The sequence below is a fragment of the Pseudoalteromonas agarivorans genome (genome assembly GCF_024518735.1).
GTDB lineage: Bacteria > Pseudomonadota > Gammaproteobacteria > Enterobacterales > Alteromonadaceae > Pseudoalteromonas > Pseudoalteromonas atlantica.
Genome location: NZ_JANIGJ010000007.1, coordinates 290,563 through 307,474, shown reverse-complemented (window position 1 = coordinate 307,474; position 16,912 = coordinate 290,563). Strand labels below are relative to the sequence as shown.

At 40.8% G+C, this 16,912-nt stretch carries 12 protein-coding genes; 1 reads left to right on the top strand and 11 read right to left on the bottom strand.

Features of this window, described 5'->3' with window-relative positions; translation table 11 throughout:
• Positions 1-138: 138 nt before the first annotated feature.
• The 6 genes from NQT65_RS14500 to NQT65_RS14475 all read right to left on the bottom strand — a co-directional run bounded on the left by NQT65_RS14500 (position 139) and on the right by NQT65_RS14475 (position 10,418).
• Entirely contained in the window at positions 139-1,113 is a 975-nt protein-coding gene (locus tag NQT65_RS14500) for a transposase (protein ID WP_256851440.1), read from the bottom strand.
• Positions 1,114-1,287: 174 nt separating this feature from the next.
• A complete protein-coding gene (locus tag NQT65_RS14495) occupies positions 1,288-4,566 on the bottom strand; it encodes a hypothetical protein (RefSeq protein ID WP_256851439.1) in 3,279 nt (1,092 codons plus the stop codon).
• Between the two features lie 563 nt (positions 4,567-5,129).
• A complete protein-coding gene (gene gcvP / locus NQT65_RS14490) occupies positions 5,130-8,021 on the bottom strand; it encodes an aminomethyl-transferring glycine dehydrogenase (RefSeq protein ID WP_256851438.1) in 2,892 nt (963 codons plus the stop codon).
• Positions 8,022-8,175: 154 nt separating this feature from the next.
• Positions 8,176-8,565, bottom strand: coding sequence for a glycine cleavage system protein GcvH (gene gcvH / locus NQT65_RS14485; protein ID WP_138577790.1), 390 nt, complete (start codon positions 8,563-8,565; stop codon positions 8,176-8,178).
• Positions 8,566-8,637: 72 nt separating this feature from the next.
• On the bottom strand, positions 8,638-9,720 hold the full coding sequence (gene gcvT / locus NQT65_RS14480) for a glycine cleavage system aminomethyltransferase GcvT (protein WP_004587593.1): 1,083 nt from the start codon (positions 9,718-9,720) through the stop codon (positions 8,638-8,640).
• A 98-nt stretch (positions 9,721-9,818) separates the two neighbouring features.
• Positions 9,819-10,418: a hypothetical protein gene (locus NQT65_RS14475; RefSeq protein ID WP_004587594.1), complete on the bottom strand. Its 600-nt coding sequence runs from the start codon at positions 10,416-10,418 to the stop codon at positions 9,819-9,821.
• Positions 10,419-10,544: 126 nt separating this feature from the next.
• Between NQT65_RS14475 and NQT65_RS14470 the strand changes: the two genes are divergently transcribed.
• Positions 10,545-11,393, top strand: coding sequence for a LysR family transcriptional regulator (locus tag NQT65_RS14470; RefSeq protein WP_054982828.1), 849 nt, complete (start codon positions 10,545-10,547; stop codon positions 11,391-11,393).
• 197 nt (positions 11,394-11,590) lie between these two features.
• Here NQT65_RS14470 and rlmB read toward each other — a convergent pair whose 3' ends face one another.
• The 5 genes from rlmB to NQT65_RS14445 form a co-directional block, all read right to left on the bottom strand.
• Complete coding sequence (gene rlmB / locus NQT65_RS14465; protein ID WP_029772012.1) at positions 11,591-12,334, bottom strand: 23S rRNA (guanosine(2251)-2'-O)-methyltransferase RlmB; 744 nt, start codon at positions 12,332-12,334, stop codon at positions 11,591-11,593.
• Complete coding sequence (gene rnr, locus NQT65_RS14460; protein ID WP_256851437.1) at positions 12,331-14,832, bottom strand: ribonuclease R; 2,502 nt, start codon at positions 14,830-14,832, stop codon at positions 12,331-12,333. The genes rlmB and rnr overlap by 4 nt, the downstream gene beginning before the upstream one ends.
• A 146-nt stretch (positions 14,833-14,978) precedes the next feature.
• On the bottom strand, positions 14,979-15,593 hold the full coding sequence (locus tag NQT65_RS14455) for a response regulator transcription factor (protein ID WP_004587598.1): 615 nt from the start codon (positions 15,591-15,593) through the stop codon (positions 14,979-14,981).
• 2 nt (positions 15,594-15,595) lie between these two features.
• Entirely contained in the window at positions 15,596-16,693 is a 1,098-nt protein-coding gene (locus tag NQT65_RS14450; protein WP_256851436.1) for a sensor histidine kinase, read from the bottom strand.
• Positions 16,690-16,860, bottom strand: coding sequence for a hypothetical protein (locus NQT65_RS14445; RefSeq protein ID WP_004587600.1), 171 nt, complete (start codon positions 16,858-16,860; stop codon positions 16,690-16,692). The genes NQT65_RS14450 and NQT65_RS14445 overlap by 4 nt, the downstream gene beginning before the upstream one ends.
• Positions 16,861-16,912: the final 52 nt, after the last annotated feature.

The window sequence follows — 16,912 nt, the reverse complement described above, 5'->3', positions numbered from 1 at the left end:
CAGCTGCTAATGCCTGCAAATTTAACCCCGTTAAATCTTGGCATAATTTAATAGCAAACCAGCGTGGTAAATTTTTCTCTTTTCGCCCCTTTTTAACCGTTACTATATCATCTACCTCAACATTAAAAAGGCTTGGGGTCAAATCTTGACTTCAGACATCAAACAATCTCGAAGTTTTTCCAATTGTAATTTAACCTTTTCATCTTCAACCATTAATTTATTCAACCTACCTACAGCTTTCGATATCGCCGAATAATGCTCAACATTAAAAACAGCTGCTAATGCCTGCAAATTTAACCCCGTTAAATCTTGGCATAATTTAATAGCAAACCAGCGTGGTAAATTTTTCTCTTTTCGCCCCTTTTTAACCGTTACTATATCATCTACCTCAACATTAAAGTGTTTAGCTAAGTAGGCTATAACATCATCTGCTGAGTGCTTTTTTCTAACAAGCTTTCTTTCGCTATCTGACTTGGCAATATAGTCTTTTATGTTTTCAATAAAGTCCTCACAACCCAAAACCGACAATAACTTTTTAGCACTATAAAAAGCGCTTATTTCTTTATTGTTTTCATATTCAACAAACTGTTTATAAGCAGCATATTTACGCTTTTTTCCTTGAAGCGAAAATATAAAGTCCCGAACTAACCATTTCGGCGTCGCTGTGTTTTTGATAAAAGCTGAATAGCTAGACCATGTATACTTAGCAAGGTTATCTACCAGTGGTGTGTTCGTTTCAATTGGGTTACGGTGAATGTACCGACTAACATGCAATAAATAGTTATCTGCATCCACCAGCACCGCTTTGTAGCGCCCTCTAAACAGTGCACCATCTTTATTGTGTGCTCTATTAAAGTATTGAGTATAAAGGCCATTAACATGTTTCATGGCTCGGCCTAAATTTGCATCAGGGGTTTTGATTAGCAGGTGGTAATGATTGGTCATTAAACAATAAGAATGCACTTCAATATTAAAGCGAAGGCTTGCTTGCTCAATGCAATATAAAAAATGCTTAAAATCGTCATCACTCAAAAAGGTATTTTCACGCCCTCTGCCGCGATTCATCACATGATAAAACGCATTTTCATACTCTATTCGCAGCGGTCTAGACATAATAATAAACTTAATGAGCAATAAACTATAAATCTAGACCATTGATGTATAAAGTCAAGATTTGACCCCTTTGGTTTCACCTGCGTATAAATTAGTACGAACTAGGAACCATTTATTTTAAATGCGCCACGTACCTTCAACACCTACAAGCTATATGATTTATAGCCAAAATACTTATTCTTCACTCTTGTTTTTTACTTCTGTTTTTATACAAGGTAAACCCTCTACAAGTTTTATATTCATCCAGTAATTTAACGATAAAACTCCAACATTTTCATCATTTTCACTAGCTTCATATTTAACTTCAACAAACTGCCTATCAGTCACTTTGCCGAATGCGACTGATTCAAATAAATCTTTAGTCGTAAGTAAATTAAAATTCACGTCAGAGAAGCGAATGCTAAATACAATTATATCACCCAAATGACAAATGTAATTTCTGCCATAACCGTCATTGAAGGAAATATCAAACTTATCGGCTAACTCTTGCCTATATCGAGCTTCACGGAGAAAACGGTCTAGATCCATATTTCCAGAAAACAAAACAGGATTATTTATATCTTTGGCTAATTCAGCCAAATCAAGAATATTGTTTTCAGCGCTTGCGTATACTTTTTCATCAGTAGTTTTATACCATAGCACTCTTCTTAAAATGTTGACTTTAACATTAGCTTTAGTAGATTCTTTCAAACAATCTTCTTCATTGATCGCTCTATTCGTGTCAATATTTTTAGCTATTCTCTCTTTTGAATACTTCTGTCTGTTAATTTTAAATAAGCTATTTTCATCAGTACTACCGTTAAAACTTACAGAATTGAACAAATTTATTGGGAACTCTGGATCTTTTTCATCCCCATAAATAGCCTGAGAGCAAGTTAGTCCAAATCTAGTCAGTAGCTCTTCGTCAATTTCAGCCTCAGCAACAATCTCATTTTGTTGTTGATTAATTCTATCAATTACTTGCTGAATAGAGTTTTTAAAGTTACTTACATTAGTAGTCAAATTATCTTTATTAGTTAGAATTGGCTCTTCAATATCTTCAGAAAGCCTAATCCACTCTTGTAAATCGCGAACAAATGACTCTTGATCTTGGTGCCGGAAAGCTTCAGAAAAAATAATATCGTACCATTTCTTTGCTAGCTGCCATTGATTATTCGAAAGTGATACTGCAATTTCTACATAAGCTCTATTCATACTATGTGGGTCATTTCTTCCCCAGCCTGAGTAGATACGCCCAGAAACTCTTCGCTGTTCATTAACTTTTCCGAAAGAATCTAAAACTTTTGAAAGCCATGCCCCATAAGTCCCTTCGCCATAATTACTGTAATCTCTGTGTCTAATATAAGCACCAATGATACAGCTAGCATTAGATACTGACTTAACTCTGCCACCAAGCGCGCCGGTTGGATGAATTGATGTGCATGAAAGTAACGCTTGAATATACTGCTTTATTTGTTCATTCCCATTTAAATCCGGCTTTAATAACACGTAGCAAGCTGTAATTACTCGAAGATCAAAAGAGGCATTATTCATAGCAATATTGAAAGCAGGCTGAAGATGGAATTCGCTGTCATTCAATGCCGTTATCCAAATTTTCTCTCCTGAATTTTTAAGCAACATGTCATGAGTGACGAGTTCAGAGTGCCATCTATATTCTTCTAACCCTTGTCCATGATCTCGAATAGATAGCTTTTCATACCAATTATTTAGCATATCTATCCCCCAACCAGCAGCTTCAATATTATTGAATCTTAGTGCTGATATAACAGTATGCGCTGTAAACTCTAGATGGCTGATAAATAACGGCAACGATTTTTGTATATCATCTAGTCGAGTAGTTCTAGGTTCAATATAATCCAACCAAGATTCCCATGAACCAACAAAATCAAAGAGTACATCTTCATACTTGTTGGCGATGCGCAGATCTGATGACATTGAACTATATGAACGCCACTCCATTAATAATGACCACGTAAAATAACTACCTTGGATTAATGAAAATCCCTCTCGTTCAACCATGCGCTCTCGTTTTAGAAAAATTCGTTTATGCAAATAAATTATTTCGTCATAAAACTCGATATTTTCTGGGATTAACTCAACAGACGCCTTTGCGAGTCGGTAATATTCAGTCAAGATTTCATCAAGATAACTTCTACTGAAAAAGCTAGCTGTAGGTAACAACAACCAATTATCTTCTTTACGATTATCATTTAAAAAGCTTAGCGCAGAGGCTATTTCAACATGCCACCTAACAATGTTTTTTATGGCATTTTTAAACTCCCCAACATTCTTTTCTCGAATAGCATCATTAGCTGAACCAACGAAGCCAAGCATCATGGTAGTCAAACTACTATCATGCTCTTGGTCTGTTCTTTTGGTTCTGAAACTCGCTTTTAATAATATCTTTGATATCCAACCGATATCAAAACCAGAATATCGGATTATTATTAGTCTTGCCTTACTTTTATTGGTCCAGACAGGTTGAACTACGAGCTCCCGTTTCACGCTTGAAGCTACACACATCCAACTAAAGCCCTTCTTAGAAACCAACCACTTTACCCATGCTTTATCACTTATCGAAAGAAGTATTTTGAATTTTATAATGTGGTAGCGAATAACCGTATTTATGATAGAGAAGTAAACATTAGAAGCGTAAATTTCCTCTTCAGAGTATTTAGTTATTTCATTAAATTTATCATCCGATAATTTATAGGTACTAACCTTCAAGATCTCATTATCTGGGTTTGCCAATGCTTGGTTATAAACTGAATTTTGTAATAAAAGATCGTGTATTCGGTTTCTAATATCTGTTTCGCACAATTCATGAATAGTGAAGCGAACAACCAACCTATCTCGTTTATTTTCATCCAACATCAAGAGTGTAGAAGTAAAAAACCAGCTAGTTAACAAAACATTAAACATCAACCATAGTGCAGTTGTAACGCATATAGCAAGATAAGTAGAGGCATCCATAGTTGCACTAAAGAAATACCCTGTAATAATAAAAATTGATAAGAAAAGTCCACTAAGGCCAGCAAACATAAATCCGGAATACATCTGATAAATTGGAAATAATGTTTTCTTCGCTGATTTGTTTTGAAACAGGACACCAATTAAACCTATGACTAAGGGGTAGACTACACCGACAATAGTTAACTGCCCAGAAAGAAAACCACCTTGCCAGTCGTTAAGTTTTGTCCAATGTGGGAAGAACTTAATTACTAATGGAGTTAATTCAACTTTCCAGCAGATTAAATTAATTACTAATAAACACGCCAATACAGCAGTAAGTAAAGTGTAATAGTTGTGCCGTTGTGACCAACGTAGAATATTGTATTCAAAAAAGCTCCACTTACTTTGAAGAAATACTTTATTTTTATAAATAGTTTCATTAATATTTTTATCTATCTGATATTTAAGTGAATTAAGCAATTTCCCTATTTTTTTAAACAATACTCATTCTCCATTTTATCAACCGTAAGTCGTTAATTAAAAAGCAAAAAAATTTCTCCTATAACCGATATTCTCACTATTTATAAAAAAAGTATATTTAAACAACAAGTTAAATAGTAAACCAAATTGTAGTGAGATACATAAACTAAAATAGTCAAAACAACCTACTTCCAGCTTAAGCCAAGGGTGAATCGCTTCTCATACTTCAGGTTACTTCTTGCGGCCAACATACATCTAGAGATATGTAATAAGGATACAAACATGACTCGACATTTCTTGAATATGACGAAGTTCCGCGCCACTATCAACATCCTTATAGCTGTGTTATCACGTTCAAAGACAATCACTTGCACGGTCAAACTTGCTAATAAGTAAGTTGTACTAAATGATCTTTGTAAACTTCGTCGTGAAATTGAAGCATTGATACTCTATATACTTGGAAAAATAAAAAAGGGTGTGCCACGAGAGCTCACCCTTTTCAATAATTATAGTTTGGGAATAGCGATTGGATTCCCAATCTATAATTTCATTCCCAAACTATAATAACTTTGATCATTCAAAAATTAATCGCGATATGTCTCTACCGCTGGGCATGAACATACTAAGTTACGGTCGCCGTATACGTCATCTATTCGTGTAACGGTTGGCCAAAACTTGTCTTTTGCTACCGAAGGCACTGGGAATGCAGCGTAAAAACGGTCGTACGCGCGGTCCCATTCGTTACCAAGTACGTCAGCTTGTGTATGTGGTGCAAACACAAGTGGGTTGTTTTCAATTGACCATTCGCCAGAGATTACTTTGTCGATTTCGCCTTTGATTGACACCATCGCTTCGATAAAGCGGTCTATCTCGCCTTTTGACTCAGATTCAGTTGGCTCAATCATTAACGTGCCCGCTACTGGGAACGACATAGTGGGTGAATGGAAGCCGTAATCTTGCAAGCGCTTAGCTACGTCCATTTCAGTAATGCCTGATTGCTCTTTAAGTGGGCGTAGGTCAACAATACATTCGTGCGCAACGCGGTTGTTACGTCCACGGTATAAAATTGGGAAGTGCTGGCTTAATTCGTGCGTTAAGTAGTTAGCATTCACAATCGCCATTTCAGTGGCTTGTTTTAAGCCCTCTGAGCCCATCATGGTAATGTAAGCCCATGAAATAGGTAAAATAGCGGCTGAGCCGTAAGGCGCTGCTGATACTGCACCGTTGTCAATGTTTGTACCCGGTACGTTAATTACGCTGTGGTTTGGCATAAATGCCGCAAGGTGCGATTTAACACCAATTGGGCCTACACCTGGGCCGCCGCCACCGTGCGGAATACAAAACGTTTTGTGCAAGTTTAAGTGCGATACGTCTGAGCCAATAAAGCCTGGGCTTGTTACGCCTACTTGCGCGTTCATGTTTGCGCCGTCCATGTAAACTTGGCCACCGTGCTCGTGCACAATGTCACAAATTTCGCGAATGGTTTCTTCGTAAACGCCGTGTGTAGATGGGTATGTGATCATGATGCACGATAAGTTTTCAGACACTTCTTCGGCTTTCGCTTTTAGGTCGGCCATGTCTACGTTACCGTTTTTATCGCAATCAACCACTACAATTTTCATGCTGGCCATTTGCGCAGACGCAGGGTTAGTACCGTGTGCTGAGCTTGGAATTAAACATACGTTACGGTGCGCATCGCCGCGCGACTCGTGGTATTTACGAATAGCAATTAAGCCTGCGTATTCACCTTGTGCGCCAGAGTTTGGCTGTAGTGAAACGGCATCGTATCCCGTAATATTAACTAGCCAGTCGTGCAGCTCGTTAATCATTATTTGGTAACCTTCGGCCTGATCGAGCGGGCAGAATGGGTGCAAGTTTGCAAATTCAGGCCATGTAATTGGGATCATCTCAGCGGTCGCGTTTAGTTTCATGGTACATGAACCTAACGAGATCATTGAGTGGTTAAGCGCTAAATCTTTGTTTTCTAGTCGCTTAATGTAGCGAAGCATGTCTGTTTCGCTGTGGTAGCTGTTAAAGTTTGGATGCGTTAATACTTCGTCATCACGTACTAAACTAGCTGGAATAGAGTCACTACCGTTTGCTTCAATATCGGCTGCAATACTATCTACGCTTAGGCCATGGCCTTCACCTAGTACAATATCAAATAGCTCAGCTACATCGGCGCGTGTTGTAGTTTCTGAAACCGAAATAGAGTATTCGCCGTCGTGGTTTGTGGCAAAGTTAACGCCTTTGGCAAGAGCACGCGCTATTACGTCATCTTTGCTGTCGCTCACTACTGTTAGCGTATCAAACCAGGTGCTGTGTTTAAGTGCTACACCTTTAGCTTTTAGGCCTGCAGCTAAAATATCAGCAAAGCGATGTATACGCTGCGCGATAGTTTTTAAGCCTTGTGGGCCGTGGTACACCGCGTAAAACGCTGCCATGTTGGCAAGTAGTACCTGCGCTGTACAAATGTTTGAGTTGGCTTTGTCGCGGCGAATGTGTTGTTCGCGCGTTTGCATGGCCATACGGAGTGCGTCGTTACCTAAACGGTCTTTAGATACACCAATAATACGCCCTGGTAATGAGCGTTTGTATGCGTCACGCGTTGCAAAAAATGCAGCGTGAGGGCCGCCGTAACCCATAGGTACACCAAAACGCTGAGCCGAACCAAGTACTACGTCGGCACCTAATTTACCCGGTGCTTTTAGTAGTAATAAGCTCATAATGTCGGCAGCAACACAGGCAATGGCCTTTTTGCTTTGTACGCCGGCAATTAGGTCAGTTATATCGACTACTTCACCTGATGTAGTTGGGTATTGGAAAAGTGCGCCAAAAATGTCGTGGTTAACGGCATCTTCTGCTTTACCTACAATTATTTCAAAACCAAACTGCTCAGCACGGGTGCTTACTACGTCAATAGTTTGTGTGTGTACGTCGTCGGCAATAAAAAAAGCATTGGCTTTTTTAGCTTTAGATACGCGTTTTGCAAGGCCCATAGCCTCAGCAGCAGCGGTTGATTCGTCAAGTAACGAGGCACTTGCTAAATCTAGGCCTGTTAAATCTAGGGTCATAGTTTGAAAATTTAATAACGACTCTAAACGCCCTTGCGCAATTTCTGGCTGGTACGGCGTGTACGCAGTATACCAACCTGGGTTTTCTAGTACGTTACGTAAAATTACGTGCGGTACGTGCGTTGGGTGGTAGCCTTGGCCAATGTACGATTTGAAAACTTTATTTTTGCTTGCTACCGATTTTAAGTAGCTTAGTGTTTCAACTTCAGTACGGCTTTCGCCAACTGTTAATGGCTGCGCTAAGCGAATGCTTGCAGGTACAGTTTGGTCGATCAGCTCTTGCACACTTGATACTTCTAAAGCACTTAGCATATCGCTTACTTGTGCTGGGCTTGGCCCAATGTGGCGGCGAATAAAATCTTGCTTTTGCTCTAACTGTTCAAGAGATTTGGCGTTTGACATGCGTCTAGATTCCTATGATCCTAAATACTAACGGGTAATTAGTATTGATTAAAATATGTGATGATTTAATAACGTACTGTGTATGGGAAGTAGGCCGTTAAATCATAAAAGCCCCAAAAACAGTGAATGGGGCTTTTGTCATCTACTTAGAGTATTACTCTTCGTCGATTGTGTTAGCGTAGTCTTCTGCGCTAAGTAGGTTTTCAAGCTCTGACTCGTCAGCTGCTTTAATGCGGAATAACCAGCCGTCACCGTATGGGTCGTTGTTAACCGTTTCTGGTGCGTCTTCTAGCTCTTCGTTAATCGCTACAATTTCGCCGCCAACTGGTGCGTAAATGTCTGATGCAGCTTTAACCGACTCTGCTACTGCACAGTCTTCGCCTGCATCTACTGCATCGCCTACTTCTGGTAGTTCTACAAATACCATGTCGCCAAGCAGCTCTTGCGCGTGCTCAGAAATACCCACAGTAAATGTACCGTCACCTTCGTTGCGAACCCACTCGTGAGAAGAGGCGTATTTTAAATCGCTAGGGATATTGCTCATTATTTTGTTCCTTTGGTTTATATTGGGAGGATACCAATCGCAATAATTATTGTGATTGGTATAACCAAATTTTTAAATGATTGATTTGCCGTTACGTACAAAGCTAGGCTTTACTACTTTAACGTTAACTAATTTTTTGCGCATTTCTACTTGGGCTGTATCCCCTGTTGAACGCGGTACACGTGCGAGGGCTACACTAAAACCAAGCGTTGGTGAGAAAGTACCTGAGGTAATTACCCCTTCACCACCTTCAACAATTACTTTTGAGCCGCTACGCAATACGCCTTTTTCTTCAAGCACTAAACCAACAAGTTTATGGGTGCTTTTTTCGGCGCGTTGCTTAACAAGTACGTCACGACCAATAAAGTCACGATCTTCTGGTTCCCATGCAATGGTCCATGCCATGTTAGCTGCAAGTGGCGATACGCTTTCGTCCATATCTAGGCCGTAAAGGTTCATACCTGCTTCTAGACGTAGCGTGTCGCGTGCACCTAAACCGGCTGGCGCTACACCTGCATCTAGCAGTTGTTGCCATAAATCGGCTGCTTGCTCGTTCGGTACTACAATTTCGTAACCGTCTTCGCCAGTATAACCCGTTGTGGCAATAAATAAATCACCCACTTGTACACCAAAAAATGGCTTCATACCTTCAACGGCTGCTTGTTGCTCAGCATTTAAAAGTGTGGCTGTTTTTGCTTTTGCGTTAGGGCCTTGTACTGCAATCATAGCAAACTCTGGGCGCTCAGTTACGGTTACTGTAAAGTCGGCAGATACTTTAGCTAAGTGAGCTAAATCTTTTTCGCGGGTGGCAGAATTTACCACTAAGCGATAAAACGTTTCGCTAAAGTAGTAAATAATTAAATCGTCGATTACGCCGCCTTGCTCGTTAAGCATGCCCGTGTAAAGCGCTTTACCTGGTACGGTTAATTTTGCTACGTCGTTTGCTACTAACTTACGTAAAAATGCTTTTGCTTGTTCGCCTTCAATATCAACAATGGTCATGTGTGATACGTCAAACATACCTGCATCGGTACGCACTGCATTGTGTTCTTCTATTTGTGAGCCGTAGTTGATTGGCATTTCCCAGCCATGAAAGTCAACCATTTTTGCGCCTGCTTCAAGGTGCTTAGCATGTAGTACAGTTTTAGAAGTCATAACATTCCTTCACTTTTAAATTAACCCTGTGCGGGCGTGGCTTAAATAGATTTAACTAAACAGGCAAACACGGTTATGTTTACCGGTTATTTTATGTATCAGGCAGCTTCGTTTTGCATTAGGGCAAAACCTTGTGCTTGTAAGTGCTGTTGCCATTTTTGTAGTTCTTGTTGCTTGGCTACTAACACAAAGTGCTGTTCGTCATTTTTATCTATGGCGGTAATAAATACTTCGCCGCTTTGCGCGCCATAGCATAGTTGTGGGTTTGATAAACGCAGCCCTGGCGTTAATTTAAACGCGCTAATTAAGGTATCAAATGCGTTTGCTCCACACAGCGCAAGAGTTGCAAGGTCGCTACGTAGTACATAATCAATATCAAAACGAAGTTGCTGCTCGTTTATCAGTGCTTGTAATTGCAAGCTTGCGCTGTGCGGTAATACAAATCTAAATGCGGTTTCGCTAAAGTAATAAACGGCAAAGCTGTAATCAGAATTTAAATCACCATCTAGCGTGCCTTTTAGGCCTAAGCCGCTGGCTGTAAGCTTTGTGAGATCTAACCCTAAAATAGTGCTTAAAAATACACTGGTTTCACTGCCACTAAAATCCATTACAACGAGGTTGTTATTTGCTTGCACGGCATTGGTAACTGCACTTGCAGCATTGCTGTGGCGGGCAAACATTATTGGGTTAAAAGTCATAACAAACACCTGTGTATTTTTGATACCAAAAGTATATTGCGCCACTGTGACAACAACAAATTGTAATTATTTATCAATTGATAAATAATACTTATATATGTAGCTATATAAATTGTAATTTTAAATATGAAAAACATATCAACCGACAGTTTGCGTACCTTTGTAATGGTTGTTGAGGTAGGTGGATTTGCAAAAGCCGGCGACCTACTGGGGTTATCGCAACCTGCGGTAAGCTTGCAAATTAAACGCCTTGAAGATTTACTCGGTTATAAATTATTTAAAAAGCAGGGCCAGCGCCAGGTGCTTAATCAGTACGGTGAGCTACTTTTGCCTATGGCAAAACAAATGATGCAGTATAACGATGCTATTTTGCAGCAGTTCACCTCAGAGAGCATAACCGGTAAAGTGCGCTTGGGTATTCCTAGCGAATTTGCAGCACGTATTTTGCCCTCTATTATTGGTGATTTTGTCTCGCTTTATCCTGAGGTATCGCTGGAGGTTAAATCGCGCTTAAGTAAACATTTACTGTCAGCCTCAAGGCAAGATCAATTTGATCTTGTTTTAGCACTTAACGAGCGCCTTAATTCAGACAAGTTCCCTATTTTTATGCAAGACGAGCTAGTATGGGTGGGCGATTTAGCACAAGCAAAAAATGAGGTAGTAACCTTAGTCACCGCGCCCGAGGGCTGTATTTATAGGCGCCGCGCTACAGATGCACTTAAAAGTGCCAATATCAAATACCGTATTGTTTACAGTAATGCCGATTTAACCGGATTAATAGCCGCCATAAAAGAAGGCTTAGGTATTACTGTACTGGCTAAAAGTACGGTGCCAAGCGATCTTAATTTTCAGGCGCAAAGTAAATATTTACCAGCTCTTGGTAGCATAGGTATTAGCTTAATAAAAAGCGGTGGGGAGTCGGAGCACGCAGTAGACAAACTCGCTGAGTTTATCGCATTACGTTTAGGCTATTAGTGCGCGTTGGCGATTTGCTTAACCTGTAAAATTACCAACTACGCTACATAAAAAACGCCGAGGTTAAAATAACCTCGGCGTTTTGTAAGCTAAACCTGGCGCTAACTAAAACCCTCATTTAAACGATTAAATAACGAATTTTGTCTATCGGCACGCTTGCTGCCTAATAATAAAAATATTAATTAAGCAAATGGATATTAGTTATTTACGTTACGTTGGCGTAGCACTTCAAATAAACAAATACCGGTGGCTACCGATACATTTAAGCTAGAAACACTGCCTGCCATCGGAATTTTAACTAACACGTCGCAATGCTCACGCGTTAAACGGCGCATGCCCTCGCCCTCTGCTCCCATTACTATTGCCATTGGCCCAGTAAGGTTTGCATCAAACACGTGGGTGTCTGTTTCGCCAGCGGTGCCCACAACCCATACGCCTGCGTCTTTAATTTCGCGAAGCGTGCGCGCCAGGTTTGTTACCTGAATAAGCGGTACAGTTTCGGCTGCGCCACAGGCCACTTTACGTGCTGTGCCGTTAAGCTTGGCCGACTTATCTTTAGGTACAATTATAGCGTGTACACCTGCTGCATCTGCGCTACGTAGGCAGGCACCTAAATTATGCGGATCGGTTATGCCATCAAGTACTAATAAAAACGGCGTGTCTTCGCGAGCAATGATCTCATCTAAATCTTTTTCGTTGTAAACACGCGCAGCTTTTACATTGGCAATAATGCCTTGGTGCTGCTCATCGTTTGCTTTGTTATCTAGCGCTTTTCGCTGCATAAATTGTACAGAAATACCAAATTTACGTGCTTCATTAATAATCGGGGATAAGCGCTTATCATCACGACCTTTTAGGGCATAAATTTCTAAAAAACGCTCTGGCTCTTTTGCTAAAATTGCTTCAACAGAGTGAAAGCCAAAAATTAATTCATTACTCACGTATTGTTTGCTCCTGGGCTATTACGTTTACGGGCATTTTTGCCTGGTCTTTTAGGCTTTTTAACTGCCTTTTTTTTCGGTTTTTTCTTAGCGGTGGTTTCAGCGGCTTTTTTACCGGCTGGCTTTGCGCCAGACTTACCCGCTGGTTTGCCTTTGCTTTTACTGGCTGGTTTTTTACCAGCTTTGGGTTTTTCATCGCCTGATGTGTTTTTTCCAGGGATTTTACCCGCTTTAAGCTGCGATCTTACACTTGCTGGTGCATGGCTTGATTTACCGCGCCCTGCTCCTTTAGCTGAGCCACGGCGACGCGCGTATCTATCTTGAGCTACATCACCACTGAGCGTTAAATTTATACGGCGCTCATCTAAACTTACCGAAGCAACTTGTACCGTTACTTTATCGCCAAGGCGGTAAACGGTATGTGTATGCTCGCCAATTAGGGTGTGTTTTGCACCATCATGATGGAAGTATTCATCACCTAAATTAGTAACATGGATCAGGCCATCAATTTGTAAGTCGTCTAGGCGTATAAATAAACCAAAGTTAGTAACGGATGAAATAACCCCATTAAACTCATCACCCACGTGGTCTTGCATAAACTCACATTTAAGCCAGTCGGCAACTTCACGCGTTGCGTCGTCTGCGCGGCGCTCGGTGGTTGAACACTGCTCGCCTAGTTGGTCTACTTCATCATCGGTGTACGCGTATGCGCCCGATGTTTGCTGACCTTTTGCTTTTATTACCGCTTTAATTGCACGGTGTACCACTAAATCAGGGTAACGGCGAATCGGTGAGGTAAAGTGTGCGTACGCAGGCAGCGCTAAGCCAAAGTGGCCTATGTTATCTGGCTGATAAACCGCTTGCTTCATTGAGCGAAGTAGCATGGTTTGAATAAGCTCGGCCTCTGGGCGGTCGCCTAAACGGGCTAACACTTGGGTAATTTCTTTCGGTGTTGGCTCATCGCTTAATGTGCTTTGAATGCCAAGCTCACTTAAAAACTGAGTAAAGTTACCTAGTTTTTCTTGATCTGGCTCATCGTGCACACGGTAAAGCGCGCTGGCTTCGTGTTTTTCTAATAATTTAGCCGCCGATACGTTGGCTAAAATCATACATTCTTCAATCAGTTTGTGCGCGTCGTTACGAACAACTGGCACAATTGATTCTATTTTACGGTGGGCGTTAAATACAAAACGCGTCTCGAGCGTTTCAAACTCAATAGCACCACGGGTTTGGCGCGCCGATTTAAGCGCCATATACATTTGCTGTAAGTCAGTTAAATGTGGCACTACGGGTGCGTATTCTTCGCGTAGTTTTTCATCGCCTTGTAAAATGGCATTTACTTTGGTGTAGGTTAAACGCGCATGTGAGTTCATCACCGCTTCGTAAAACTTATAACCCGAAAGCTTACCTGCGTCTGATACCGTCATTTCGGCCACCATACAAAGGCGGTCTACTTTAGGGTTAAGCGAACATAAACCGTTCGACAACACTTTTGGCAGCATTGGAATTACTTGCTCAGGAAAATACACTGAGTTACCGCGAGCAATCGCTTCTTTATTTAGCGGCGTGTTCATACCTACATAATGCGATACATCGGCAATGGCTACCCATAAGCGCCAGCCGCCAGATTTTTTACGCTCACAATATACGGCATCATCAAAGTCGCGGGCGTCTTCACCATCTATGGTGACCAGTGGCAGGTCGCGTAAATCTACACGGCCTTGTTTGTCGGCTTCATCAACAAATTCACCTAAATGAGCAACTTGTTCTTCCACTTCTTCTGGCCAAACATGAGGAATATCGTGATTGCGCAGTGCCACTTCAATTTCCATACCAGGCGCTAAATGCTCGCCCAGTACGTCAATAATTTTACCTACCGCGTTCATGTTACGGCTAGGGTTTTGAGTGATTTGCACTTGCACCATTTGGTTATGGCGCGCGCCGTTTTCACTGCCTGGCAGAATAATAATATCTTGGGTAATACGTGGGTCTTCGGCTACAACAACTGCAATACCATGCTCAACAAAGTAACGCCCTACAATAGGTGCGCGCTCGTTGGTAAGTACTTTAATTATGCGGGCATCACATTTTGAGCCTGAGCCACGTTTTGTGCCTTTAGCAAGTACGATGTCGCCGTGCAGCACCATGTTCATTTGATGCTTGGCTATAAACCAATCTTTGCTCTCGCCTTCAACTTCTAAAAAGCCAAAACCGTCTCTGTGGCCAATTACTTTGCCTTTGGTTAAACCGGCTTCGTCAATTAGGGCGTAACATTTAAACTTATTAAAATACAATTGGCCATCGCGCTCCATGGCACGAAGGCGGCGCTTAAATGCAATTTGGCGTTCGGTATCGTTTACAGCTAATTCATCACAAAGTTGCGTGAAGTTAGCAGGTTTTGAACGCTCTTGAAGGTGAGTAAGTATAAACTCACGACTAGGGACTGGGTTTTCGTACTTTTCTTGTTCTCGGCTGAGATTTGGATCTTGGTTTGACATTCACTATCTTGTTAGTTGGTTATGTAGGTATTTTAACCCATATACGTAAAATGAGACAGGTAAAAGCGTATGAAACTTTTAATAAACCGCTTTAATAAGTAAAACATACGCTTAATGGCCTTAATCAGCACTTAATATAAGTGCGATTATAACCAGCCTTTTTGCTTTGCAATACGCGCTGCATCTACGCGGTTAGTGGCATTGAGTTTTGCGATAGCATCGGATAAATAATTACGTGTTGTGCCTTCGCTTATAAAAAGCTGTTTGGCTATGTCGCTTGTTTTTAAGCCATCGCTTGCAAGCTTAAGTGCTTTGCGCTCTTTATCGGTGAGCGGGTCGGCATCATCAAGCGCGTTAATGGCAAGCTCTGGGTCTATAACCTTTTGCCCTTGCATTACTTTTTTAAGTGCATTGATAAGCTCATCACTTGGCGCTTCTTTTAAAATGAAACCTTTAACGCCTAGGGCGAGTGAGCGCCTAATATAACCAGCTCGCGAAAACGTGGTCATAATAACCATTTTAATGGTTGGGAACGTGGCCGCTATTTGCTCACTTAGCTCTATACCGCTCATGTGTGGCATTTCAATATCGGTTAAAATTATGTCTGGCAATGCCTCATCGGCCAGTGCTTTTATTGCATTAAGGGCATCTTGGCCGTTACTGGCTTGGCCTATCACTTCAATATTAAAATCAAGGCTTAACAATGCCCCTACTGCGTCGCGCACGAGTGCTTGATCTTCCACTAAATATACTTTGATCATTGTTAATCCTTAGCTGAAATTGGCAGCATTACGTTTAAAGTAAACTTATCGCCACAGGTAAACGCGGCATGGCCATTAAGTTGCTCTGCACGCTCTTTGATACCATTTAAACCGTTGCCTGCGTTTAACGTGCTGCAAGGTGCGTTATCAACCACACTTATATGCAGCTGATGCTGTGTTTGCTCTATATTTATTTCGGCGTTTTTATTACTGCTATGGCGTAATAAATTAGTTACCGCTTCTTTAATTATAAGCCCTGCGATCCCTTCTACTTTAGGAGGCAAGGTATTTAATACAACATTAAAGTTAACGTTAAAGTCTTGCTCTATTAGCCTTTGTTTAAGCTGGGCTATTTGGCTTATTAAATTAAGTTGTTTTAAATCGCTTACGGCGTTTCTTACATCGCTAAGTAACTGCCTTGCTAGATCTGCTACTTGTGCTATTTCGTTATTGGCTTGTTCGTAGCGCTCTCCTTGATTTAGCTTATTAGCAAGCTCAGCTTTTAAAGCAATAGATGATAGTGAGTGGCCTAAAATGTCGTGTAGGTCGCGCGCTATTCGTTCGCGCTCAGCAATGGCGGCCAATTGCTCTAATTGGTTAGCGCTTTCTTGTTCGCGCTTTTTATGCAGGCGCTCTTTTTGGGTTGCAATGCCAAAAGCCAGCAGCGCTCCTGAAATTAATAAAGTGCCGGCTAAAAAGTATTTTATATTTGCTATATCTGCCAAATAGGCGCTTAACGCCACCGTAAATATAAGGCTAAAAACGGCATATAATCTGCTTTTTTTAGCGTATGACTCACCAGCTATAAACGCGATAAAACCAAATAATGTAGAGGTCCCGGTGGTATAAAATGTGGCGCTAAAACACACCACTAACATAATAACAAACAGCGTTGTTATACGCTTTGTTTCACAGTGCATGGCTTTTATGTAAAGCAAAATAAATACAATATAAAACGCCACACTCATTACAATGGTATTGACTGGCAAGTTAGATAGATTAAAAAGAGTCGGAAGCAAATAAAATCCAGTAAAAATTAAAGGTGCGTATTCCCAAAACTTTTTATTACTGGGCTTTGAAAGCGTATTTGTTGTACTCATGCCAGTACCCCTAGTTCATTGTTATTGCTTATAACATTATTTTTATTAATAAATATAAATAACACAAAAATACTAATGAGTATAAAGTAATCATTTATTGAAACACTAAAGCTAAGTGATTCTAAAAACTCGCTAATAGCGAGACTTATTAAAATTAACGTATTCATAGCCACCTCCCATTAAGATAAGTTAACTATGCCAAAGCCAAAAAATAATAAG